Source organism: Actinomadura sp. NPDC049753, assembly GCF_040674655.1.
GTDB lineage: Bacteria > Actinomycetota > Actinomycetes > Streptosporangiales > Streptosporangiaceae > Spirillospora > Spirillospora verrucosospora.
Genome location: NZ_JBFARL010000075.1, coordinates 13,704 through 35,447 on the forward strand (window position 1 = coordinate 13,704; position 21,744 = coordinate 35,447).

Annotated in this window: 23 protein-coding genes and 1 tRNA gene; 18 read left to right on the forward strand and 6 right to left on the reverse strand. The window is 72.6% G+C overall.

Annotation, left to right across the window (positions count from 1 at the left end):
- Positions 1–8 precede the first annotated feature (8 nt).
- The 5 genes from AB0K37_RS20330 (at position 9) to AB0K37_RS20350 (ending at position 5,223) form a co-directional block, all read left to right on the forward strand.
- On the forward strand, positions 9–1,352 hold the full coding sequence (locus AB0K37_RS20330) for a phosphoribosyltransferase family protein (protein WP_363983207.1): 1,344 nt from the start codon (positions 9–11) through the stop codon (positions 1,350–1,352).
- Positions 1,349–2,461, forward strand: a complete 1,113-nt coding sequence (locus tag AB0K37_RS20335; protein WP_363983210.1) for a cysteine protease StiP family protein — start codon at positions 1,349–1,351, stop codon at positions 2,459–2,461. Before AB0K37_RS20330 ends, AB0K37_RS20335 begins: the two co-directional genes overlap by 4 nt.
- Positions 2,458–3,294, forward strand: a complete 837-nt coding sequence (locus tag AB0K37_RS20340; RefSeq protein WP_363983213.1) for an HAD family hydrolase — start codon at positions 2,458–2,460, stop codon at positions 3,292–3,294. Before AB0K37_RS20335 ends, AB0K37_RS20340 begins: the two co-directional genes overlap by 4 nt.
- Before the next feature lie 97 nt (positions 3,295–3,391).
- Complete coding sequence (locus AB0K37_RS20345) at positions 3,392–4,711, forward strand: hypothetical protein (RefSeq protein ID WP_363983215.1); 1,320 nt, start codon at positions 3,392–3,394, stop codon at positions 4,709–4,711.
- Positions 4,712–4,728: 17 nt separating this feature from the next.
- Entirely contained in the window at positions 4,729–5,223 is a 495-nt protein-coding gene (locus tag AB0K37_RS20350; protein ID WP_363983217.1) for a hypothetical protein, read from the forward strand.
- Here AB0K37_RS20350 and AB0K37_RS20355 read toward each other — a convergent pair.
- Positions 5,220–5,483, reverse strand: a complete 264-nt coding sequence (locus AB0K37_RS20355) for a YtxH domain-containing protein (protein WP_179843081.1) — start codon at positions 5,481–5,483, stop codon at positions 5,220–5,222. The genes AB0K37_RS20350 and AB0K37_RS20355 overlap by 4 nt on opposite strands.
- A gap of 143 nt (positions 5,484–5,626) precedes the next feature.
- Here AB0K37_RS20355 and AB0K37_RS20360 point away from each other — a divergent pair.
- Positions 5,627–5,699, forward strand: a tRNA-Asn gene (locus AB0K37_RS20360).
- A 254-nt stretch (positions 5,700–5,953) separates the two neighbouring features.
- Here the strand turns inward: AB0K37_RS20360 and AB0K37_RS20365 are convergent.
- Positions 5,954–6,844: an LLM class F420-dependent oxidoreductase gene (locus AB0K37_RS20365; protein WP_363983220.1), complete on the reverse strand. Its 891-nt coding sequence runs from the start codon at positions 6,842–6,844 to the stop codon at positions 5,954–5,956.
- An 88-nt stretch (positions 6,845–6,932) separates the two neighbouring features.
- On the opposite strand from AB0K37_RS20365, the gene AB0K37_RS20370 reads away from it, so the two are divergent.
- Positions 6,933–7,475: a helix-turn-helix domain-containing protein gene (locus tag AB0K37_RS20370; RefSeq protein WP_363983223.1), complete on the forward strand. Its 543-nt coding sequence runs from the start codon at positions 6,933–6,935 to the stop codon at positions 7,473–7,475.
- Here the strand turns inward: AB0K37_RS20370 and AB0K37_RS20375 are convergent.
- Positions 7,454–8,503, reverse strand: a complete 1,050-nt coding sequence (locus AB0K37_RS20375; RefSeq protein ID WP_363983226.1) for a YncE family protein — start codon at positions 8,501–8,503, stop codon at positions 7,454–7,456. The genes AB0K37_RS20370 and AB0K37_RS20375 overlap by 22 nt on opposite strands.
- A gap of 118 nt (positions 8,504–8,621) precedes the next feature.
- Between AB0K37_RS20375 and AB0K37_RS20380 the strand changes: the two genes are divergently transcribed.
- The 3 genes from AB0K37_RS20380 to AB0K37_RS20390 all read left to right on the forward strand — a co-directional run bounded on the left by AB0K37_RS20380 (position 8,622) and on the right by AB0K37_RS20390 (position 10,926).
- Complete coding sequence (locus AB0K37_RS20380; RefSeq protein ID WP_363983229.1) at positions 8,622–9,548, forward strand: LysR family transcriptional regulator; 927 nt, start codon at positions 8,622–8,624, stop codon at positions 9,546–9,548.
- Positions 9,549–9,852: 304 nt separating this feature from the next.
- Positions 9,853–10,632: a GTPase gene (locus AB0K37_RS20385; protein ID WP_363983232.1), complete on the forward strand. Its 780-nt coding sequence runs from the start codon at positions 9,853–9,855 to the stop codon at positions 10,630–10,632.
- Between the two features lie 93 nt (positions 10,633–10,725).
- The gene (locus AB0K37_RS20390; protein WP_363983235.1) at positions 10,726–10,926 is read left to right on the forward strand and encodes a hypothetical protein; all 201 of its coding nucleotides are present in this window, start codon (positions 10,726–10,728) and stop codon (positions 10,924–10,926) included.
- A gap of 130 nt (positions 10,927–11,056) precedes the next feature.
- On the opposite strand, the gene AB0K37_RS20395 is transcribed toward AB0K37_RS20390, so the two are convergent.
- Positions 11,057–11,710, reverse strand: coding sequence for a hypothetical protein (locus tag AB0K37_RS20395; RefSeq protein WP_363983238.1), 654 nt, complete (start codon positions 11,708–11,710; stop codon positions 11,057–11,059).
- Positions 11,711–11,928: 218 nt separating this feature from the next.
- Here AB0K37_RS20395 and mbhE point away from each other — a divergent pair, with 218 nt between their 5' ends.
- Genes mbhE through mnhG form a run of 6 tightly spaced genes read left to right on the forward strand, consistent with a single transcriptional unit; the run spans position 11,929 to position 17,799 of the window.
- Entirely contained in the window at positions 11,929–14,724 is a 2,796-nt protein-coding gene (gene mbhE, locus AB0K37_RS20400; RefSeq protein WP_363983241.1) for a hydrogen gas-evolving membrane-bound hydrogenase subunit E, read from the forward strand.
- Positions 14,721–15,137, forward strand: coding sequence for a Na(+)/H(+) antiporter subunit C (locus AB0K37_RS20405; RefSeq protein ID WP_363983244.1), 417 nt, complete (start codon positions 14,721–14,723; stop codon positions 15,135–15,137). The genes mbhE and AB0K37_RS20405 overlap by 4 nt, the downstream gene beginning before the upstream one ends.
- Complete coding sequence (locus tag AB0K37_RS20410; protein WP_363983247.1) at positions 15,134–16,657, forward strand: Na+/H+ antiporter subunit D; 1,524 nt, start codon at positions 15,134–15,136, stop codon at positions 16,655–16,657. Before AB0K37_RS20405 ends, AB0K37_RS20410 begins: the two co-directional genes overlap by 4 nt.
- Positions 16,654–17,193, forward strand: a complete 540-nt coding sequence (locus tag AB0K37_RS20415) for a Na+/H+ antiporter subunit E (protein WP_363983250.1) — start codon at positions 16,654–16,656, stop codon at positions 17,191–17,193. Before AB0K37_RS20410 ends, AB0K37_RS20415 begins: the two co-directional genes overlap by 4 nt.
- 13 nt (positions 17,194–17,206) lie before the next feature.
- Positions 17,207–17,473 carry a monovalent cation/H+ antiporter complex subunit F gene (locus tag AB0K37_RS20420; RefSeq protein ID WP_363983253.1) on the forward strand — a complete coding sequence of 89 codons (267 nt, stop codon included), beginning with the start codon at positions 17,207–17,209 and terminating at the stop codon, positions 17,471–17,473.
- Positions 17,470–17,799 (forward strand): monovalent cation/H(+) antiporter subunit G, encoded by a 330-nt coding sequence (gene mnhG / locus AB0K37_RS20425; protein WP_363983255.1) that lies wholly within the window; start codon positions 17,470–17,472, stop codon positions 17,797–17,799. The genes AB0K37_RS20420 and mnhG overlap by 4 nt, the downstream gene beginning before the upstream one ends.
- A 6-nt stretch (positions 17,800–17,805) precedes the next feature.
- On the opposite strand, the gene AB0K37_RS20430 is transcribed toward mnhG, so the two are convergent.
- Positions 17,806–18,639, reverse strand: a complete 834-nt coding sequence (locus AB0K37_RS20430; protein ID WP_363983258.1) for a siderophore-interacting protein — start codon at positions 18,637–18,639, stop codon at positions 17,806–17,808.
- A gap of 6 nt (positions 18,640–18,645) precedes the next feature.
- Positions 18,646–19,674 carry an ABC transporter substrate-binding protein gene (locus AB0K37_RS20435; RefSeq protein WP_363983261.1) on the reverse strand — a complete coding sequence of 343 codons (1,029 nt, stop codon included), beginning with the start codon at positions 19,672–19,674 and terminating at the stop codon, positions 18,646–18,648.
- Positions 19,675–19,807: 133 nt separating this feature from the next.
- Between AB0K37_RS20435 and AB0K37_RS20440 the strand changes: the two genes are divergently transcribed.
- Together AB0K37_RS20440 and AB0K37_RS20445 are read left to right on the forward strand one after the other, a co-directional pair.
- Positions 19,808–20,857, forward strand: coding sequence for an iron chelate uptake ABC transporter family permease subunit (locus tag AB0K37_RS20440; RefSeq protein WP_363983264.1), 1,050 nt, complete (start codon positions 19,808–19,810; stop codon positions 20,855–20,857).
- Complete coding sequence (locus AB0K37_RS20445; protein ID WP_363983267.1) at positions 20,854–21,723, forward strand: iron chelate uptake ABC transporter family permease subunit; 870 nt, start codon at positions 20,854–20,856, stop codon at positions 21,721–21,723. Before AB0K37_RS20440 ends, AB0K37_RS20445 begins: the two co-directional genes overlap by 4 nt.
- The last annotated feature ends 21 nt before the right edge of the window (positions 21,724–21,744 follow it).

A 21,744-nucleotide genomic window follows, 5' to 3' on the forward strand; every position in this document is an offset into this window, starting at 1 on the left:
GGTCCTGGGTGGGTTCGCGTCTGAGCGTCCGCCTCGTGGACGGCGCGCGGCCGGCGGGCGCCGGGCTATCGTCGCTCGTGGGGCTCGCCGTGCGCCGCAATCCGAAGCGTGCGCATCTGCTGGTGTCCGCGGTGCTGGGCAAGCATGTTCCGACCGACCCGCGCCTGGTGTACGGGTCGGGGCTGCTGCTGGGCGAGCTTGTGCGCGCGCGCCTGCGGGGCGGCGAGCCGTCCCGCCCCGGTTCGCTCCTCCTGGACGCACTGCGGGGCGAGCCGAACGCCGCCGCCGCGCTACGTGACCTCGTGCGCACTCCCCAGAACCCCGTGGACGCGATCGTGCTGGGTTACGCCGAGACCGCGACCGCCCTGGGGCATTCGGTGGCGGACGCTCTGGGCGGTGCGTACTACCTGCACTCCACACGGCGTCCCGTCGATGGGTTCGCCACCTACGGCGGATTCGAAGAAGAGCACAGCCACGCCACGAGCCATCTGCTGCTCCCCGCTGACACCGCCCCGCTCGATCGCGACGTACCGGTGGTGCTGGTGGACGACGAGCTCTCGACGGGCCGGACGGTGCTGAACACCATTGAGGCCCTGCATGCCGTCCGTCCCAGAAGCCACTACGTGCTGGCGGCCCTGGTCGACTTGCGGGACCCTGCCGACCGGGCCCGGATGGACGATCTCGCCGTCCGGCTGGGTGCCCGCATAGACGCGGTGGCTCTGGCCGGGGGACGGGTCGATCTGCCGGAGGGTGTCCTTGAGGCGGGCAGGGCGCTCGTCGCCGGGATGTCGTCCCCGCCCTTCATCCCCGAGGGGGGATCGGCGTTCGGAGTCTCCCGGGTCGAGCTGGAATGGCCCGCTGCGCTGCCGGACGGCGGACGCCACGGTTTTCTGCCCGAGCACCGGACGCGGCTGGAGAAGGAACTGGCCCGGATGGGCGACGTCCTCTGGGGGAGCCTCGGCGAAGAAGCCTCCCGTGTCCTCGTCCTTGGCTTCGAGGAGCTGATGTACGCGCCGCTGCGCCTCGCGGAGGCGCTCGCCGACGCCCGGCCGGACGTGGACGTCCGCTACTCCACGACGACGCGTTCCCCCGTCCTGGCCGTGGACGACCCTGGTTACGCCATCAGAACCCGCCTGGTGTTCCCGTCCCATGACGACCCCGCCGACGGGCCGGGGGAGCGGTACGCCTACAACGTCGCTCCTGGGGCCGGTCAACGCCGCTTCGACAGGATCGTGTTCGTGGTGGACGACGTCGGCGACACCCCGGCGCTCGCCAACGGCCTGCTGGAACGGCTTCGCGCGCTGGCCCCCGTGACGGTCGCCACCCTCCCGTCCTACAGGAGGGCCTCGTGAAGCCGCTGTACGGGCCTGACTTCGGCAGCTACCCGAGGGAAGACGTCGCCTGGCTGCTCAAGGACCTGTCCGACGCACGACTCGAAGCGCCCACCGAGGAACGTGAGGCGGCGATCCAGTCGGGGCGGGCGCACTACGCCGAGTCGCTTCCGGTCGAGTACCAGCCGGGCCCGGAGTACCGGCGCCTGTTCCACGACGCGCTGGAGGCGTCCGCCGAACGGCTCGCCTACGCGACCGGGCTGGTCACCGAGATGATCCTCGCCGAGCGCGGCCCGGACGCCGTCCTGGTGTCGCTGGCGCGGGCCGGGACGCCCGTCGGCATCCTGATGCGCCGCTGGGCCCGGTACGCGCACGGCCTGGACGTCCCGCACTACGCGGTCAGCATCGTCCGCGGGCGGGGCATCGACACGGTCGCGCTGCGGTATCTCGCCGAACACCATGACCCGGCGTCCGCGATGTTCGTGGACGGCTGGACGGGCAAGGGCGCCATCACCAAGGAACTGACCGCCGCCCTGGCGGAGCACCCGTTCCCCTCCGATCTCGCGGTGCTGGCAGACCCGGGCCGGTGCACGTCCCTGTACGGCACCCGGGACGACTTCCTGATCCCGTCCGCCTGCCTCAACTCGACCGTGTCGGGCCTGGTGAGCCGGACTGTCCTGAACGACTCGCTCATCGGGCCGGGCGACTTCCACGGCGCGAAGTTCTACGCCGAACTGGCCGCAGACGACGTGTCGCGCGTCTTCCTCGACGCGGTCTGCGCCCGCTTCGGGCACGTGGCCGAACGCGTCGCGAAGGACCTGCCGGAGCTCCGCGCCGCCGACCGCGCGCCCGACTGGTCGGGATGGGAGGCCGTCCGGCGCAGCGCCGAGGCGGAGGGCATCGACGACCTGAACCTCGTCAAACCGGGGATCGGTGAGACCACGCGAGTGCTGCTGCGCCGCGTCCCATGGAAGGTGCTCGTGCGGGCCGACGCCGGTCCGGAAGTGAGCCACATCAGGCTGCTCGCCCGCGAACGCGGCGTGCCCGTCCACGAGGTCGAGCCCGGACGGTTCCCCTACGCGTGCATGGGTTTCATCCATCCCCGGTTCGGCAAGGGAGCCGTGCAGTGACCGTCCTGGTGTGCTCCGACCTGGACCGCACGCTCATCTACTCGACTGCGGCCTTCGCCTTGGAGGGCCCAGACGAGACCATGCCGCGCCTACTGTGCGTGGAGTTCTACCAGGGAGCGCCGCTCTCCTACATGACCGAAGCGTCCGCGCGCACACTGGAGGCGCTCGCGACGGCCTCCACGTTCGTCCCGACGACGACGCGCACCCCCGAGCAGTACCGGCGCGTCAACCTCCTGGAGAAGCCGCCCCCGTACGCCATCTGCGCGAACGGCGGCCACATCCTGGTGGACGGCGAGGACGACCCGGAATGGGCGGCGTCCGTCCGGGCCCGGATCGCCGACGGATGCGCCCCGCTCGCGGACGTCCAGCGGCACCTCACGACCAACGGCGGCGACTTCGTCCTCAAGCGGCGCACCGCCTCCGACCTGTTCGCCTACACGGTCGTGGACCGGGCCGCGCTGCCCTCCGGCTGGGTCGATGACCTCACCGGATGGTGCGCCGAACGCGGCTGGCGGACGTCCCTCCAGGGCCGCAAGGTCTACTGCCTGCCCGCCGGCCTGACCAAGGCCGCCGCCGCCGAGGAGGTCGCCCGCCGCGCCGGCGCCTCCATCATGATCGCCGCCGGCGACGCGCTCCTGGACGCCGAGCTGCTGGAGGCCGCCGACCTGTCGATCCGCCCCGCCCACGGCGAACTGCACGACACCGGCTGGACGGCCCCCGTCACCGCCGTCACCGCCGCGCGGGGCGTCGCAGCCGGCGAGGAGATCGCGCACTGGCTCCTGGCGCGGGCCGCGGCGCCGCAAATGTTCACGGACCGACCTCCCGGCCGGTAGACAACCGTCGCCGCCGCAGGGGTCGCCGTGACGGCGATCTCGGGCGACAATCAACGGTGCACCCTTCTCTCGCCCAGGAGGAGGTCACCTGGACCACATGAGCTCCCGTCTCACCGGCGACGAGACCGCGCTGTGGAAGGCCGCGGCCCGGGTCCTCGACGCGAACTGGACGGGCAACGCCACCGCCGCCTCGCCCGGCCTCTACCCGCACCAGTGGAGCTGGGACTCGGCCTTCATCAGCATGGGCCTGGCCCGCCACCGCCGCGACCGCGCCGAGGCCGAGCTGATCTCCCTGTTCCGGGGCCAGTGGGCGGACGGGATGCTGCCCCACATCGTGTTCAACACGCGCCTCGACCGGCGCGCCTTCTTCCCCGGCCCCGAACTGTGGCGCAGCGACCGGCAGCCCGACGCCCCGCGCGGCGTGCACACCTCCGCGCTCACCCAGCCGCCGCTGCATGCCCTCAGCGCCCTGCGCCTGCACGAATGCGCCGCCGACGGGGAGAGCAGCCGGGCGTTCCTGGCCCGCCTGTACCCGATGCTGACCGCCCAGCACCGCTACCTGGCCCGCTGCCGCGACCTGGACTCCAGCGGCCTCATCGCCATCTGCCACCCCTGGGAGTCGGGCCTCGACAACAGCCCCGCCTGGGACCGCCCCCTCGGCGCGCTCCCGCTGCCCCCGTCCTCCTACGCCCCCGGCCTGCGCCCCCACGGCCTGCCGACCGGCGAGGACTACGACCGCTACGTGCGGCTCGTCGCGCTCATGCGGGAGGCCGCCTACCGGCCCGGCTACCTCCGCGACGCGCACCCGTTCGCGGTCGAGGACCCCCTCGTCAACGCCGTCTACCTCGCCTCCACGCACGCCCTCGCCGCCATCGCCGAGATCATCGGCGCCGACCCCGTCCCGCACCGCGAACGCGCCCAGCGCGTCCACGAGGCCGTCCTGCACCGCCTCTGGGACGGCGACACCGGCTGCTTCCGCGCCCGCGACCTGCGCGACGACCGCCTGCTCCCCGTCATCACCGCCGGCTCCTTCGGCCCCCTGCTGGACCCCGAACTGCCGGCCCCGATCGTCCGCAACCTCGTCGACCTGCTGCTGTCGGCCCGCTTCGCCGGCGCCGCCGGCTACCCCGTCCCCACCTGCGACATCCAGGCGCCCGCCTTCGACCGCGCCGGCTACTGGCGCGGCCCCACCTGGATCAGCACCAACTGGCTCGTCTGGTACGGCGCCCTCGGCCACGACCTGCCCGTCGTCGCCGACCTGCTCTACGGCTCCACCATGCGGCTCGTCCGCCAGTCCGGCTTCCGCGAGTTCTTCGACCCGTTCGACGGCACCGGCCGCGGCAGCCACGACTACGCCTGGTCGGCGGCCCTCGTCCTGGACCTCCTCGGGGCCCGCCGCGCCCCCCAGGCCGCCTGATCGCCTACCGTGGGGGCATGCGCCTGAACCGGGGTCCCCTGCCCGCCGCGGTCCGCGACGAACTCGCGCTGGAACGCGGAGAACGCGTCCTCGCGGCGGCCCCCACCCGCGGCGGCTCGTACGTCACCGCCACCCTCCTCGCCCTGCACGTGCCGACCCCCTCCGGCGGCTTCGCCCGCATCCCCTGGGAACGCGTCGACCACGCCACCTGGAAGGACGGCTGGCTGCACGTCAAGGAGACCTCCGGCGGCGCCGAGCACCACGTCCGCCTCACCGAACCCGGCTCGGTGCCCGAGACCGTCCGGGAGCGCGTCACCGCCACCATCGCCGTCACCCACCACGCGGCCCTCCCCGGAGGCGGGAAGGTGCGCATCGCCGGCCGGCGCCCCGCAGCCGGCGGCGATGTGCGCTGGACGTTCGTCTTCGACGCCGGGCTCGACCCGTCCGACCCGGGCCTGCGGGCCCAGGCCGAACAGGTCCTCGAAGACCTGCGCCGTCAGACCGGCCTCTAGCCGGGGTACGGCTGCTCCTCCTTGCGGCCGCCCGTGACCTGCTCGGGCACCCGGTCCTTCAGGTGCCCCGCCTTGTCCCGCGCGGCCCCGGCGAACGTCTCACCCTTCGACCGGATCTTCCCGGCGGCCTCCTGCACGTTCGGGTTCTCCGACACCTGCTTGGAGAGCTGCTTGATCTGCTCGTACCGCTCGCGCCCGGCCTTCGTCCCGAAGACGTAGCCGACCGCGGCGCCTGCCATGAACATCGTGCGAGCCTTCATGTCCAACTCCTACTGACGGCGGAATCGTGACACCCCCTATACCCGCCCTCGCCGCCTCAATCCGCGCGCGTGCGCGAACAGCCCCGGACATGCGCTAACCTAGACCCGCCGCCAGGGGCCGCCAGGCACCAGCGGACGCACGATCCCGCGTAGCTCAATCGGCAGAGCAGCCGGCTGTTAACCGGCAGGTTATTGGTTCGAGTCCAATCGCGGGAGCGAGGCGGTGTCGCCTGCTCGCCGACCTTTGGTCGGCTTCGCCGGGGGCCCGTTGTGCCAGCCCGGGGGGCGACCCCCCGGAACCCCCGGTGGGGAGCTTCGCTCCCCGGCTCCCGGTTGCGGTCTCTGATTCTGTTCAGCTGGGCTGCCGGTCGCTGCCTTTGAAGCTCTTCGAATGCGCCGTTAGATTTTCCTTCCTTCTCGGAGATACCCAGGCCAGGGCGCCATTCCACCTTGGAAATGGTGGGGCGCGGTCAGCGTAGGGAGGCGGCCAGGGCCAGGAGGTCCGCCGTTTCCCCGCGGGGGCTGATCAGGAGGTCTGTGACGCCTGCTTCGGCGAAGCGGCGTAGTTCCCGGGTGATCGTTCTCTCGTCTCCGGCGATGACCGTCTCGTGGACGCCGGACAGGCCCTGACGGTCGAGGACCGCTCGGTAGGCGGGGAAATCCGACGCGGCGCCCAGCTGGTCGGCCAGGTCGCGGCGGACGGCGTCCGGGTCGTCGGTGAGGGCCACTATGGTGCCCGCCAGCACGCGTGGTGCGGGGCGTCCTGCTGCCTCGGCGGCCTTGGTGATGGACGGGACGATGTGGTCGGCGATCGCGTCGGCGCCCACCCAGGTCGTCACGGTGCCGTCGGCCAGTTCGCCCGCTGTCCGCAGCATGGCCGGACCAAGGGCCGACACCAGCACCGGCGGCGGGGTCGCGCCTGGTGCGTCCAGTGCGCCTACCGCGGTCAGCATCTCGCCGTGGTAGTCGACTTCCTCGCCGCGCAGCAGCGGGCGCAGGGCCGACAGGTACTCGCGGACGTGCCGCGCCGGGCGTTCGTAGGCGATGCCGTGCGATCCCTCGATGACCTGGGGGTGGCTCGGGCCGATGCCGAGAGTGAAGCGACCGCCCGTCATGGCCTGGGCGGTGAGCGCCTGGCTGGCCAGCGCGAGGGGGTGGCGCGGGTAGGTCGGGACGATCGCTGTGCCCACCTCGATGCCGGGGACCTCGCGCCCGGCGAGCGCGGCGGTCATGAGCGCGTCCCAGGAGCCCGCGTGCCCGAAGAAGACGCTGTCGAGCCCGGCGTCCCGGGCCAGGCGGACCTGCGTTACAAGGTCATCCAAGGGTGCCGTTCCGGCGAGGGTGAACAGTCCGATGCGCATGAGCCGCTCCAAAGTGAATCGGATCTTCCGGTTCTGGTTGTGCAGGATAACCTGAATCTTCTGTTCCGGTTACCTCGGGAGGAGGACGATGCGGGCCGACGCGAAGCGCAACCGCGAGCGGATCGTCTCCTGTGCCCTCGACCTGTTCGCCGAGCGGGGGCCCGGCGTCAGCATGGAGGAGATCGCGCGGGCGGCGGGCCTCGGCGTGGGGACCCTCTACCGGCATTTCCCCGACCGGCGCGCACTGGTCGAGGAGATCGCGACCAGTTCGCTTCGGTGCCTTGGAGCGGAGATCCGGCGGCTTCGCGAGCAGGAGCTGCCGCGCTGGGAGGTGCTGACCCGGGTCGTCGCCTTCTGCGCCGGTCAGCCGTTCGCGCTGGTGAAGGCCGTCGCGGACGGTGATTCGCCGCCGGAGGAGCGGCTTGCTCTGCAGGACGAGGTCGACGGCCTCCTCCGGGAGCTCATGCAAGAGGTGCAGGAGGCAGGCGCGATGCGCGATGACATCAGCCCGGTGGAGGCCGTCGAGATCCTCAGCACCGCCGTCTGCCGGCCCGGAGCCCGGGAGGACGACGCCGTCACCCGCGTGATGCTGGACGGGCTTCGGGCCGGTCAGCGTGGCCGGGGGATGTAGGCCAGGCCGTGCGCGCCCGGCTCGCCTCGCTTGGCGATGTCGAGCCTGTTGAGGCGCTTCGTCGACTCCAGGTCGATGATGTCGACCGTCGAGGAGGTGACGCAGGCGACGTATCCCAGGGCGCCGTCGGGGGAGGAGGTGATCGTGAGCGGGAAGAGGCCGACCTCCGCCTGGCCGAGGCGATCGCCGGTGTCCGCCGAGAACACCGTCAGCCGGCCGGGGGAGTGGCTGCCCAGCCGGCTCCCGGGGTCGGCGGCCATGCGCAGCTCCCCGGCCAGCACCTTGCCGGTCGACGTGACGTGGACGGGGAACGTGACGTCGTCCACCGGAAGGACATCGGTCACCGCGGCGGTCCTGGCGTCGATGACCCGGATGCCGGGGGAGGGCCGCTCGGCGCCCGCGGCGAACGATCCGTAGGGCGCGGCGACGAACACCCGCGTCCCGTCCGGTGAGACGGCCAGCCCTTCGCTGCCGGGGACTTCGACCTTCGCGGTGAGCGTCCCCTTCTCCAGGTCGACGACCGACACGAACGGCGCCTCCTTGTTGCTGGCGTAGCCCGCGGTCCCGTCCGGGCTGATGACGAACCAGTGCGGGCCCGGAGCCTCGGTGTCGATCCGTCCGATCGGGCGCCGTGTGGCCGCGTCGACGACCACCACGCCGCCGGGCCTCTCGGGGGACCCCTCGACACTCACGTACAGGAGCCCGCGCTCGGCGTCCAGCGCGAGGCCGTGCGGCCCGTGCTCCGGCGCCAGGTCGACGACCTCCACGATCCGTCGCGTGTCGGGGTCGATGGCGGTGACCTCGCTGCGCCTGCCGGAGTTCGCGTGGTAGTAGCCCGAGTGGTAGGTGCTGGCGCACCACAGGAGTCGCCGCCGGGGGTCGAAGCAGATCTCGTGGGGTTCGGCGAGGACCTCCACCTCGCCGATACGGGTGTCGTCGGCGGCGTCGAAGAAGGAGATGGTGGCGCTGCTCTGGCTCACCACTGCCAGCAGATCGCCTTCTCTGCCTGCGCGGACGGACTGCGTCATGGTCACTCCAGCGTTCGTTGCGTGCGGACGCTTGAAGTCTTGGGCAGCGACGAGATGTCACGCAATGCAAAGATAGGCAAGGGATAGTTTCACCAAACGCAATTCGATCAGGGCGGCCATGGACCTCAATCTGCTGAAGACCTTGGACGCCCTCCTCCAGGAGAACAGCGTCACCCGCGCCGCCGAGCGGCTCGGCACCTCTCCGGCCGCCGTCAGCCGTGCCCTCGGACGGCTGCGCCGCACCACCGGCGATCCGCTGCTGGTCCGCGCCGGCCAGCAGATGGTCCCCACCCCTCGCGCGGTGCGCCTGCGGGAGGAGGTCCGCTCGCTTCTCGAACACGCCGATGCCGTTCTCGCCCCGGCGCCCGGGCCCGGCCTGCCCGACCTGGACCGGACGTTCACCGCCCAGGTCAGCGACCTCCTGCTGGCCAGTCTCGCCGCGCCGCTGACCGAGCGCGTCCGCGCTCAGGCGCCCCGGGCCGTAGTGGTCTTCCTCCCGGAGGCGATCGAGGGAACCCCTGCCCTCCGCCAAGGCGCGGTCGACCTCGAACTCGGCGTCCTGGACCACCTGGACCCCGAAACCCGCACCGAGGCCCTGACCGCGGTGCCTCTGGTCGGTGTCGCCCGAGCGGACCACCCCCTGTTCGCCGGTCCCATCGACGCCCGCCGGTTCGCCGAGGCCGACCACATCGGCATCTCCAGGCAGGGCAAACGCCACGGTCCCATCGACACCGCGCTCGCCCGGCAGGGGCTGCGTCGGCGCGTCGCCGCCGTCGTCCCCAGCCATACCGCCGCGCTCCTGATGGCCCGCACCGGCGACCTGGTCTGCCTCACCCTCGACGGGTGGCTCCCCGACGCCCTCGCCGCCCTCGGACTGCGCACCTTTCCCATCCCTGTCGCGACCCCGCCCATCGAGATCGGGATGGCCTGGCACCCGCGCCACTCATCCGATCGCGGCCACCAGTGGTTCCGCGACCAGGTCCGCGCTGCCGTCCGCCACACCACCCCGTCCCCTTCACGTGAGACGTCGCCCCACCCGGGCTGAGGTCGGACCTGCGCGCCGGGCCCGGACCGGGTTTGTACGGTGCCTTAAATGATCTGATATTTCAGGTGGGTGCGGTCGGTCGGCAGTTGGGAGCCAATTCGATCTGGGTTTCCCGTGAAAACTCTGGCGGTGTTTCCACCGTATCGCGTGTTCGGGTCAGCGGATCTTATGGCCGGAGGCGGACGTCGTCCGCTCGGTGTACGCAGGCCTTGCGCGAGTAGCGTGTTCGGCAGGCTTCTATGGGACCTTGAGTGAAGTGGCTTGCGGGGTGCGGGTGGCGATGGGGAGTCAAGAAGATCAAGAAATGCGGCGGAAGGTTCTCGCGGAACTCCAGGAGGAGCTTCGGCGGAAGCCGCTGACAATCGGCGTGGTCGGCGTTTCCGGGGTCGGGAAATCCACTCTGGTGAACACCATGTGCAACACCGAACTGCCGACGAGCCCCACCGTGGCCTGCACGAAGGAATTCGAGAGCCAGGACGTCAGCATCACCGTGCGGGGCGGTGTCGTCGACGGTCACCGTACGAAGCTGAGGGTCGTCGACGCGCCGGGGCTCGGGGAGAGCATCGAGCAGGACCCCGCGTACCTGGAGATGTACCGGAGCGAGCTTCCGAAGTGTGATGTCGTCCTCTGGCTCAGTGCCGCCCGGAACCGGGCGATCGCGCTGGAGCAGCAGTACATCGCGGAACTCCTCGGAGTGAACGACCGGATCGTCTTCGGTCTCAGCCAGGTCGACCTGATCGATCCCCTCGACTGGAACACCGAGGTGAACCTCCCTTCCGGCGAGCAGTTGAAGAACATGCGGGAGATCTGTCGCGACAGGGCGGACAGGTTCTCGCGGACGATCGGGGCGTCCGTCGAGTTCGTGCCCGTCTCCGCCGGCAGGCGATACAACCTCCAGCCGCTCTTCTCGGCTCTTCTGGAAAAGGTCCCCGACGAGCGTGCCTGGATATTCTCGGGCGTCAAGGCGTTCACCGCGGGGGACTGGGTTCCGGAGAAGTACCGAGGAAAGCTCATGGGGGGCGGGAACGGGGCCGGAACTTCCAGAAAGGGGGCGGGGCTGCTGAAGTTCCTCCGCGGTGAGTGACGGAGCGATGCTTCGGCAGTGTTTCTCTGGTGCGGTGGTGGCGGAGGCTCTCCGATGGAGATCCGCCGCTGACGGAGTTGCAAGGGGTGGAAAATGGCGGACTCCGAAGAGAACATGATCCGCAAGGAGCTGGACCGCTACAGCGCGAGCGAGCAGATGGAGATCGCGCGCACGCGGTCCTCGCTCGAGGAGTGGGCCAGGAGGATCAAGATCTTCAAGGACATCGCGATGTCGGTCGCGGACATCGTGAAGGTGGCCAAAGAGCTGCTGGACTGGTGGAACAACCGAAGGTGACGGGGTACTCCACGACCGTCTCCCGACGTCTCCGCTCCGGGCGGACGTCCCGGTGGCGGCGCTCATGCCAGGCTGTGATCTCGCAGCCTGGCATGGCGGTTCTCCAAGCGACAAGAGCGAGCCGGACGTGTCACGGCGGGCCGGACAAGTCGGGCGCATAGGAGTCGAGGTCGGGCACGACACCGAGCCAGGCGCGTACCTCCGCCGCCAGTCCGGTGTCCCCGATGAGACCGACGATGGGTGCGAGGCCGGTCAGTGCTCGTTGCATGTCGATGAGCCGATGCGTGTCGCGGTACTCGTCGGTTTCGGCCAGGGCCCGCAACATGGCGCCGATGTCCTCGCCGGGGCGGGCGAAGTCGTCCTCGGTCACCGGGATCGAGCGGAGACGCGCGGCGCGGTCGACCGCCTCCTGGCGGCTCATCGTGAAGCCGCCGAGGACCCGCTGGGCGATGCCGTCCGGCCGGAGGACCTCCGGCAGATCCGCGATCTCGTCGCCGGCCTCCAGTGCCGACAGCGACAGCCAGGCGAGGTCCTCGACGGCGTGCGCCAGAGGGAACCCCTGTTCCAGTGCCCACTCGATGAGTGAGGCGGCGAGTTCGACATCGGCCGCCGGTCTCCGGAGCGGCCATCCCATGCGCTGCCAGCGCACGTCCTGCACGGCTGATTCGATCAGGTACAGCCACCAGTGGAACGTGCTGACGTTCGGTGGCCGGTGGTCCAGTAGCCACTGCCTGCGCAGGGGCGGATCGATTTCGAGAAGGCGGTGGAACTCGAAGTCGGTCATTTCGCCAGCCGATCTTCCTGGGGCCGCAGTGCGCGAAGGTCCACGCATCATCTCAACGAAGTGGATCCCTCGGCAGACCATCGGCCTCTCGGGCCGCGTTGGTTCGTCGGTGCCGCCGGGGCGCCTCGCGGTCTTCCCATACGGCGGGATGGTCGTTTCGGGGGTGATGATCGGGTAAGTGGGAGGCGACGTGCCATGCGGAGGGGGGCGGCGGCGGCATGCTCGCGCTGGTTCTCGCTTATGCCGTCGTCGCGGTCGCCGTGCCCTGGGCGCTCGGGCGGCGCCGGCGTGCGATGGCGTGCGCCGCGGCGGTGCTGCCGGCGGTGACGGCCGGGTGGGCCGCGGCGCAGGTCGGGCGGGGCGCGGTCACGGCCAGGCTGGACTGGGCGCCGGATCTCGGGCTGGTGTTCGACTTCCGCCTGGACGCGCTGTCCATCGTGATGCTGCTGCTGATCGGCGGGGTGGGGGCCGTCGTCCTGTGCTACGCGGGCTGGTACTTCGACCGTCCCGAGAGGCTGATGATCGGGACGCTCGTCGCGTTCGCGGGGGCGATGACGGGCCTGGTGCTCGCCGACAACCTGCTCGTGCTGTACGTGTTCTGGGAGCTGACCACGCTCAGCTCGTTCGTGCTCATCGGCGCGACCCGGCCGGAGCGGGCGGAGGACCGGCGGGCGGCCGCGCAGGCGCTGCTGACGACCACCGCGTTCGGGCTGGTCATGCTCGCCGGGTTCGTGCTGCTCGGACAGACCGCCGGGACGTACCGGATCTCGGCGATGGCCGCCGATCCGCCGAGCGGTTCCCTGGCGACCGCCGGGCTGGTGCTGGTGCTGCTCGGGGCGTTCGCCAAGTCGGCGCAGGTGCCGTTGCACGCGTGGCTGCCCGCCGCGATGGTGGCGCCCACTCCGGTCAGCGCCTATCTGCACGCCGCGGCCATGGTGAAGGCCGGCGTCTACCTGGTGGCGCGGCTGGCGCCCGCGTTCGCCGACGCCGGGGTGTGGCGTCCGCTGGTCGTTGGGGCCGGGCTGCTGAGCCTGCTGACGGGCGGGGTCCTCGCGCTGCGGCAGCATGATCTGAAGCGGCTGCTCGCCTACGGGACGGTGAGCCAGCTGGGTCTGCTGATGGTCCTGCTGGGGGACGGGACGCGGACGGCCGCGCTGGCGGGCACGGCACTGCTGCTGGCCCACGGCCTGTTCAAGGCGCCGCTGTTCCTCACGGTCGGGACGGTCGAGCACGAGACGGGGACGCGGCGCGCCGACCGGCTCTCGGGGGCCTGGCGGCGGCTGCCGGTGCTCGCGGTCGCGGCGACGGCGGCCACCGCGTCGATGATCGGGCTGCCGCCCTTCCTCGGGTTCGTAGCCAAAGAGGCCGCTATGGAGGCCTTCGCTCATGGTGGCTTGGACATCGCCGTCCTCATCGGGGTGGTGGCGGGGTCTGCGCTGACCGTGGCCTACGGCTTGCGGTTCTTGTTCGGTGCCTTCGGCGGACGGGCCGAGGTCACGCCCGGAGGGCACTGGGGTCTGGTCGGGCCCGTCGTGGTCCTCGCCGCGGCCGGGTTCGCCCTGGGTGCTGCTCCCGGCGCGATGCAGAAGCTCGCCGGGCCCTACGCGGACACGCTGCGCGGGGACGGCGAGTACGAGCTCGCCCTGTGGCACGGGCTCGGGCCGGCGCTGTGGCTTTCCGTTGTCGCCCTCGTGGTGGGTGCCGCGGTGTTCGTCCTCTTCGGACGGACGTTCCCCGTCAGGCGGCCGCGGTGGCGGTTCCTGGACGCGCAGCGCGGCTACGACGGGACGGTGGAGGGGATCCTCGCCGGGGCGCACGGGGTCACCACGCGCGTGCAGGTCGGCTCGCTGCCCGTCTACCTCGGTGTGATCGGGGCGATGGCGCTGGTGGTGCCCGGCTCGGCGCTGGTGGCGGCTCTGGTCCGGGGGACGGGGCCGGACGTTCCGTGGGACCGGCTGCGGGCGTGGGACGACCCGGCGCAGGTCGTGCTCGCCGTGGTCGTGATCGGCTGCGCGCTCGCGGCGCTGCGGGCCCGCCGGAGGCTGACGGCCGCGCTGCTGCTCGCCGGGACGGGCTACGGGGTCGGCGGGCTGTTCGTGGTGCAGGGCGGCCCCGATCTCGCGCTGACGCTCTTCGTCGTGGAGACCCTGTCGCTGATCATGCTGGTGCTGGTGCTGCGGCGGCTGCCCGTCCGGTACCCGCCGAGGCGCCGCAAGGGGGAGGCCAGGGCGGTCGCCGGGGCGGTCAGCGTGTGCCTGGGCGGATTCGTCGCGCTGTTCCTGGTGGTGGCCGCGCTGAGCCGCGACACCCGTCCGGCCGGGGCCGGATACCCCCGGCTCGCGAGCGAGGCGGAGGCCGAGAACGTCGTGAACGCGATCCTCGTCGAGATGCGGGCGCTCGACACGCTCGGCGAGATCACGGTGCTGGGCGTCGCGGCGATGGGCGTCGTCGGGCTGGTGACCAGCGGGCGGCGGCTGCCGAGCCCGTCCGGCGGCGAGCGGGAGCCGGGGGAGGCGGGGAGCCGCTGGCTGGCGACGCCGGGGCGGCCGCCGCTGGGCGGATCCTCGGTGGTGCTGGAGGCGGCGGCGCGGCTCCTCGGCCCGACGATCCTGGTGTTCTCCCTCTACCTCCTCGTCGCGGGACACGGCAACCCGGGCGGCGGGTTCGTGGGCGGCCTCGTGGCGGGCATGGCGTTCGTGCTGCGCTACCTGCCGGGCGGCCGGCGGGAGCTCGCGACCGCGCTGCCGGTGCGGCCGAGCGTCCTGATCGGCGGCGGCCTCGGGCTCGCGGTCGCCACGGGCGCGGCCGGCTGGACGGCGGGCGGTTTCCCGCACGGCGAGTTCCTCCAGGGAGAGGTCTGGCACGCGTCACCGCCCGTCCTGGGCGAGGTCAAGGTGCCGACCAGCCTGTTCTTCGACATCGGCGTGTACCTGGTGGTCCTCGGCCTGGTGCTGACGATCCTCACCACGCTCGGGGCGAGCCTGGAGGACGAACCGGATGAGGAGGAGGCGTGACCGGGCCCGCGCTCGTCCTCGTGCTGACCGTCGCCGTGCTGTTCGCGGCCGGTTTCGACCTGCTGATGCAGCGGTCCCTGATCCGCGTCGTGGTCGGGTTCATGCTGCTCGGGCACGGGGCCAACCTCGTCCTGCTGCTGGCGGGCGGCGCCGCGGGCGCGCCGCCGCTGCTCGGCGGGAGGCCGGAGCGGGCGACGGCCGACCCGCTGCCGCAGGCCATGGCGCTCACCGCCATCGTGATCACGTTCGGCGTCACGGCGTTCCTGCTGGCGCTGGCCTACCGGAGCCGGCGGCTGCTCGGCGAGGACGAGGTGCAGGACGACGTCGAGGACCGCCGGATCTGCGCCGAGCGCCGCCGCGGGGGGTGGGACGCCCCGCCGGAGCGGCCCGACCCGCTGGAGGAGGACGAGTGAACGTCCTGCTCCCCCTGCCGTTCGCGCTGCCGCTGCTGGGCGCGGCGCTCGCGATGATCAGCCGCCGCCGACGGTCCTGGCTGCGGGTCCTCGCGCCGCTCGTCGGGGCGGGGGCCGTGGCGGCCTCCGTGGCGGTGCTGGCCGCCGTGGCGCGGGACGGCGTCGTCGCCGTCCAGGTCGGGGGATGGGCCGCCCCGCTCGGGATCACGCTCGTCGCCGACCGGCTGTCGGCGCTGCTGCTCGTGGTGGCCGGCACCGTGCTGCTGGCGATCATGCTGCACGCGGTGGCGGAGGGCGCGGGCGCCCTGGAGCGCCGGAGCGAGCCGGGGGTGTTCCATCCCGCGTACCTGGCGCTGACCGGCGGGGTCGGCCTGGTGTTCCTCGCCGGTGACCTGTTCAACCTGTTCGTCGCGTTCGAGGTGATGCTCGCGTCGAGCTACGTGCTCATGACCCTCCAGCCGACGGCCGAGCGCCTCCGGGCGGGCATGACCTACACGGTCGTCAGCCTCACGTCCTCGATCATGTTCCTCACCGCGCTCGGCCTGACCTACGCGGCGGCCGGGACGGTGAACCTCGCCGACCTTTCCGAGCGCGTCCCGGCGCTCCCGGCGGGCACCCGCACGGCGCTCGGGCTGCTGTTCCTCGTGGTGTTCGGCATCAAGGGCGCGATCGTGCCGATGCACCTGTGGCTGCCCGACGCCTACCCGGCCGCCCTCACCAAGGTCACCGCCGTGTTCGCGGCGCTGCTGACCAAGGCCGCGGTGTACGCGCTCATCCGCGTCGAGACGCTGGTGTTCCCCCGCGAGCACGGCTCGTGGGTGATGCTCGTCCTCGCCGCCGGGACGATGGTCGTGGGCACCCTCGGGGCGCTGGCGAACGACGACATCCACCGGGTGTTCTCGTTCACCCTCGTCGGCCACATCGGCTACATGCTCTTCGGCCTCGCGCTGTTCAGCGTCGCCGGGCTCACCGGGGCGATCCTCTACCTCGTCCACCACATCGTCGTGCAGGCGACGCTGTTCCTCGTCAGCGACCTCGTCCAGGCCCGCACGGGGGAGACGTCGCTGCACCGGCTCGGCGGCCTCGCCCGGCTGTCGGCCCTCATCGCGGTGCTGTTCTTCATCCCCGCGATGAGCGTGAGCGGGGTGCCGCCGACGTCCGGCTTCGTCGCGAAGCTCGCGCTGTTCCAGGCGGGGCTCGGGTCGGGGCGGCCGCTGGCGTACGCCGTCACGGGCGTCGCGGTGCTCGCGAGCCTGCTCACGCTCATGGCGATGGCGCGGATCTGGGTGCTCGGGTTCTGGCGCCCCCGCCCGGAGGAGGCGGGCGAGCCGCCCGCCGCCGAGCCCTACACGCGGGGCGGGGTGCGGGTCATGCAGGCCGTGACCGCCGTGATGGTCGCCGGGGGCCTGCTCATCGCCCTGTTCGCCGGGCCGCTGTCGTCGTGGAGCGCGCGGGCCGCGGCCGACCTGGTGGATCCGTCGGCCTACCGGCGGGCCGTGCTGGACGGGAGGACGCCGTGAGGAGCGCGGTCCGCAGGATCGGAGCCCGGCTGGGCATGGCGGCGTGGCTGCTCGCGGTCTGGGTGCTGCTGTGGGGGCGGGTCGACGCCCTGATCATCGCCGGCGGCGTCGTCGCCGTGGTCATCGCCTACGCGGTGAGCCGGCTGCCGGCCGTCCCGCTCGTCAACAGGATCCGGCCGCTGCGCCTCGCCGAGGCCGCCGCGGAACTCGCATGGGACCTGCTGGCGTCGAGCGTGGTCATCGGCTGGCACGCGCTGCGCGCACCGCGCCGTGTGAAGGGCGCCGTCATCGAGGTGAGCGCCCGGACGCGTTCGGAGCTCGTCCTGCTCGTGGTCACGACGAGCATCTCGCTGCGTCCCGGCACCCTGCTCGTCGACCTCGACTGGGACCGGTCGATCCTGCGCATCCACATAATGCCGGTCCGCGGACGGCGGGAGGCCGACGCCGCGCGCGACGGCGTGCTGCGCACGGAGCGCAGGCTGATGCGGGCTCTCGTGACCCCCGAGGACACGGCGGAAGAGGAGGAACGGCGTTGAGAGGAGCACGGGGATGACCGTCGTCTACACCGTCACCATGGCCCTGCTGGGCGCGGCCATCCTGATGACGGCCGCGCGCCTCGTCCGCGGCCCGACCTCCTTCGACCGGATCATGGCCGTGGACGTCCTGGCGGTCCTGCTGGTCAGCGGCATCGCGGTGCACTCGGCCGTCCGGGGCGAGCCCGCGCTGTCCACGATCCTGGTGGCCGTCGTGCTGCTCGGGTTCGTCGGGTCGGTCACCGCCGCCCGCCTCGCGGCGCGGCGGGAGGAGCGGCCGTGACCGCCGGCGACGTCGTCACCGCCGTCCTGCTTCCCGCGGGCGCCGCGTTCTGCGCGGTGGGCGCGCTCGGCGTGCTGCGGTTCCCCGACCTGCTCACCCGGCTGCACGCCGCGACCAAGCCGCAGACGATCGGGCTCGTGCTCGTCCTCGCGGGCGCCGCGCCCCAGGCGGGCTCCGTCGCGGCCGCCGCCCCGCTGCTGCTGGTCGCGGTCTTCCAGCTGATCACCGCGCCCGTCGCGGCCCAGACGATCGGCGCCGCCGCCTACCGCGCCGGCGCCCTCGACCGGACCGTCCTCACCATCGACGACGCCGGCCGCGAGCCCTGACCGCGCTCACTCCTCGGTGGCGGGGCTGCCGCCGGCGACGACCTCGGCGAGCAGGTCCTCCTCGGTGGCGCCGCGCCGCCAGTAGCCGGTGAAGGTGACGGCGCGGCGGTCCAGGCCGCGCTCGTTCACCAGGTGCCGCCGCAGCGCCTTGACCACGGCGGACTCGCCCGCGATCCACGCGTAGGCGCCGTCCGGGATCGCCGCCGCGCGCACGGAGTCGAGCAGGCCGCCGGGGGAGACCCAGGAGATCCGCGCCTCGGAGGCGGTCGGCAGGTCCTGCCGGTCGCCGGGATCGGGGACGTCGACCCACACCTGCGCGGGCGTCCCGGCGGGCAGCCAGGCGAGGTTGCCGGCGATGGCGGGCAGCGCGGTCAGGTCGCCCGCCATGACGACCGGGGCGCCGGGCGGCGGCCGGAAGTCGTAGCCGCCGTTGTCGGGGCCGGTCGGGCCGAGTACGGTGACGCGGTCGCCGGGGCCCGCCGCCGCGGCCCAGCGGGCGGCCGGGCCGGACGCGCCGTCCATGTGCAGCGCGAAGTCGACGTCCAGCTCGCCGGGGCGCTTGTCGCGGACGGTGTAGGACCGCATGACGCCGCGCACGGACGGGTCGAGCGCCCGCCAGTCGGCGAACCACGTGTCGCCGCCGCTGTCGCGCGGCATCACGGGGGCGTCCTGGTGGGGGTGCGGGAGGAAGATCTTGAACCGCTGGTCGCGCCCGCCGGTGACGAAGCCGTCCACGGACTCGCCGCCGAAGGTGATGCGGGCCATGGACGGGCCGAGCCGCTCGGACCGCAGCACGTGCAGGTCGAAGAAGGCGTACGGGTGCGCCGGGGTCTTCGGCATCGCGGCTCAGCCCGTCTTCTTCGCCGACTGGAGGGACGCGGCGAGCGCTTCGAGGATCGGCGCGCAGCCCTCGTAGGAGAAGCGGGGCTCGGGCTGCCACGCGATGACCTGGTTCGCCTTCACGGCGGGCAGGTCCTTCCACGACGGCTTGGATCCGAGGTCCTTGGGCTGGAGCGCCTGCGTCCGGGAGTCGAGCATGATGACATCGGCCTTGTACTTGTCGGCGTTCTCCCAGCTCAGCTCCTCGAAGTAGCCGTCCTTGCCCGGCTTCTCCGGGACGATGAGGTCGACGCCGAGCTCCTTGAAGTAGATGAGGTCGGTGTTCTTCCCCGGGCTGGAGGCGTAGAAGAGGTCGGGGCTCGCGGACGCCGCCAGCACCTTCAGCCCCGGCTTGGCCTTGGCCGCCGCGCGCAGCGCCTCGGCGGCCTTGTCGAACCTGGCCTTGGCGGCGGTCACCTTCGCCGACTTCGGGTCGGCGCCGAGGGCGGCGGCGAGGGCGGCGGTGCGCTCGATCGGCTTCGGCAGCGCGACGGCGCCGGCGGAGATGGCGACCGAGTCCGCCAGCGCGAAGATCTTGTCCTTGCTCTCGGCCGGGACGTAGAACAGGTCGCCCGGCACGAACATGTTGTCGACGAGGAGCTCGGGGCGCAGCGCCGCGTACTTCTCGATGTTGAACTCGCCGTAGGCGTTGCCGATGATCTCCAGGCGGTCGACGGGCAGGTTCCCGGCCTGGGGGTCGGGCTTGCCGTCCTTGAGCTTCGTCGGGCCGAACACGCCGACGATCTGGCGGTCCACGCCGAAGTCGTAGAGGGCGGCGGCGGTGCCGACGTAGCCGACGACGCGCTGCGGGCGCGCCTTGAGCCGCACCCGGGTGCCGCGGTCGTCGGTGAACGTCCAGGCGCCCCCGCCCGGCGAGGCCGTGCCGCTCGCGTCGTCACCGCCTCCGCACGCGCTGATGAGCGCCCCGAGGGCGAGGGCGCCGCCCGCGCCGAGCAGGCCGCGGCGGGTGAGGTGCTGTGCCCCGATGTTCGACATCTCCGACGTTCTCCCAAATCAAGTTGCGTGGCCGGATGGCCGGCCGATGGGAGCTTAGGTTAACCTAACCTAAGATCTTGTCCAGAGTGGGGACCGTCACGTGCTCCCCGGCCGTCCCCCCGGAGCCCCCCACGTGTTGACGACGAAGTCGCCGCCGGTCACACCGCCCGCGGAGCCGGCGGCAGCCCGGCGGCCGCCGGGCGCGCGATGGGCCGCCGGACTCGTCGGCGCGCTGCTCCTCCTCCTCGCCGCCGTCGTGCTGAGCCTCGGGGTCGGAGCGAAGCCGCTGCCCCCCGGACAGGTGTGGGACGGGCTGTTCCACGCCGACTCGGCGGCGTACACGCTCGTCCGCGAGATGCGCCTGCCGCGCACCCTGCTCGGGCTCCTCGCGGGGACGGCGCTCGGCCTCGCCGGCGCGGTGATGCAGTCGCTCACCCGCAACCCGCTCGCCGATCCCGGCCTTCTCGGCATCAACGCGGGCGCCGCCGCCGCGGTCGTGTCCGCCATCTCCTTCCTCGGCGTCACCTCGTTCACCGGGTTCGTGTGGTTCGCGTTCGCCGGAGCGGGAGCCGTCGCGGTGCTGCTCTACGCGGTCGGGGGCGGGCGAGCCGCCACCCCGGCCCGGCTCGCCCTCGCCGGGTCCGCGCTGAACGCCGCGCTCTTCTCCTACGTGAGCGCGGTGCAGCTGCTCGACACCGCGTCCCTCGACCGGATGCGCTTCTGGACGGTCGGGTCGCTCGCCTCGGCGCAGGGCTACACCGTCGTCCGCGTCGCGCCGTTCGTCCTGGTCGGGCTGGTCTCCGCGCTGCTGCTGGCGCGCCCGCTGAACGCGATGGCGATGGGCGAGGACGCCGCCCGGGCGCTCGGCGCCGACCCGGGACGCGTCCGGATCGCCGCGATCGTCACCGTCACCCTGCTGTGCGGCGCGGCGACGGCGGCGTGCGGGCCGATCATCTTCGTGGGGCTGATGGTGCCGCACCTCGTCAGCGCCCTGACCGGTCCCGACCTGCGCCGGCTGATCCCGTTCTGCGCGGTCCTGTCGCCCGCCCTGATGCTCGCGGCGGACGTCTTCGGGCGCGTCGTGGTGCGGCCGTCCGAACTCCAGGTCGGCGTGGTGATGGTCGTCGCGGGCGGTCCCGTCTTCCTGTACTTCGTCCGCCGGGCCGGGAGGTCGCGCTCATGAGCGGTTCCAACCGGGGGCCTCATTTCGCCGTCGTCCGGACGCCCGCGGTGTCGTTCCGGTTCCGGCCGCGCGCTCTCGTCGTCGCGGCGCTCTGCCTCGCCGTCGCGCTCGGGACGGGCGTGCTCCTCATCGGCAGCGGCGACTTCCCGATCGGCCCCGCCGACGTCGTGCGGACGCTCGCCGGACAGGGGTCGCCCGCCGACTCGGTCATCGTGAACGAGATCCGGCTGCCGCGCGCGGCGGCCGGGCTCGCGGTCGGCGCCGCGCTCGGGCTGGCGGGCGCGATCTTCCAGTCGCTGGTCCGCAACCCCCTCGGCAGCCCCGACATCCTCGGCTTCAGCCAGGGCGCCGCGACCGGCGTCCTCGCCGTGATCGTGCTGACCGGCGCCGGCAGCGTCGCGGTCGCGGCCGGCGCGGCCGGCGGAGGCCTGCTCACCGGCCTGGTCGTGTACCTGGTGGCCGGACGGCACGGCGCGCACGGGCAGCGGCTCATCCTCGTCGGCATCGGCGTCGCCGCGATCCTCACCGGCGTCAACGGCTACCTGATCACCCAGGCGGAGATCACCGACGCGGCCCGCGCCGTGCTGTGGCTGACCGGCAGCCTGGACGGCCGCGACTGGGCGGACGCCGCGCCGGTCATCGCGGCGCTCGCCGTGCTCGGCCCGCTCGTCCTCGCCGGCTGCGGGCGGGCGCTGCGGATGCTGGAGATGGGCGACGACGCGGCGCACGGGCTCGGCGTGCCCATCGAGCGGGTCCGGGTGCTGCTGCTGGCCGCGGCCGTGCTGCTGACGGCGCTCGCCGCGGCGGCGGCCGGGCGCGGCAGAACTCCAGGGCCTCCTCCAGCGACAGGACGCGGGGCGGGGTGAGCCGCTCCAGCTCGTCGCCGG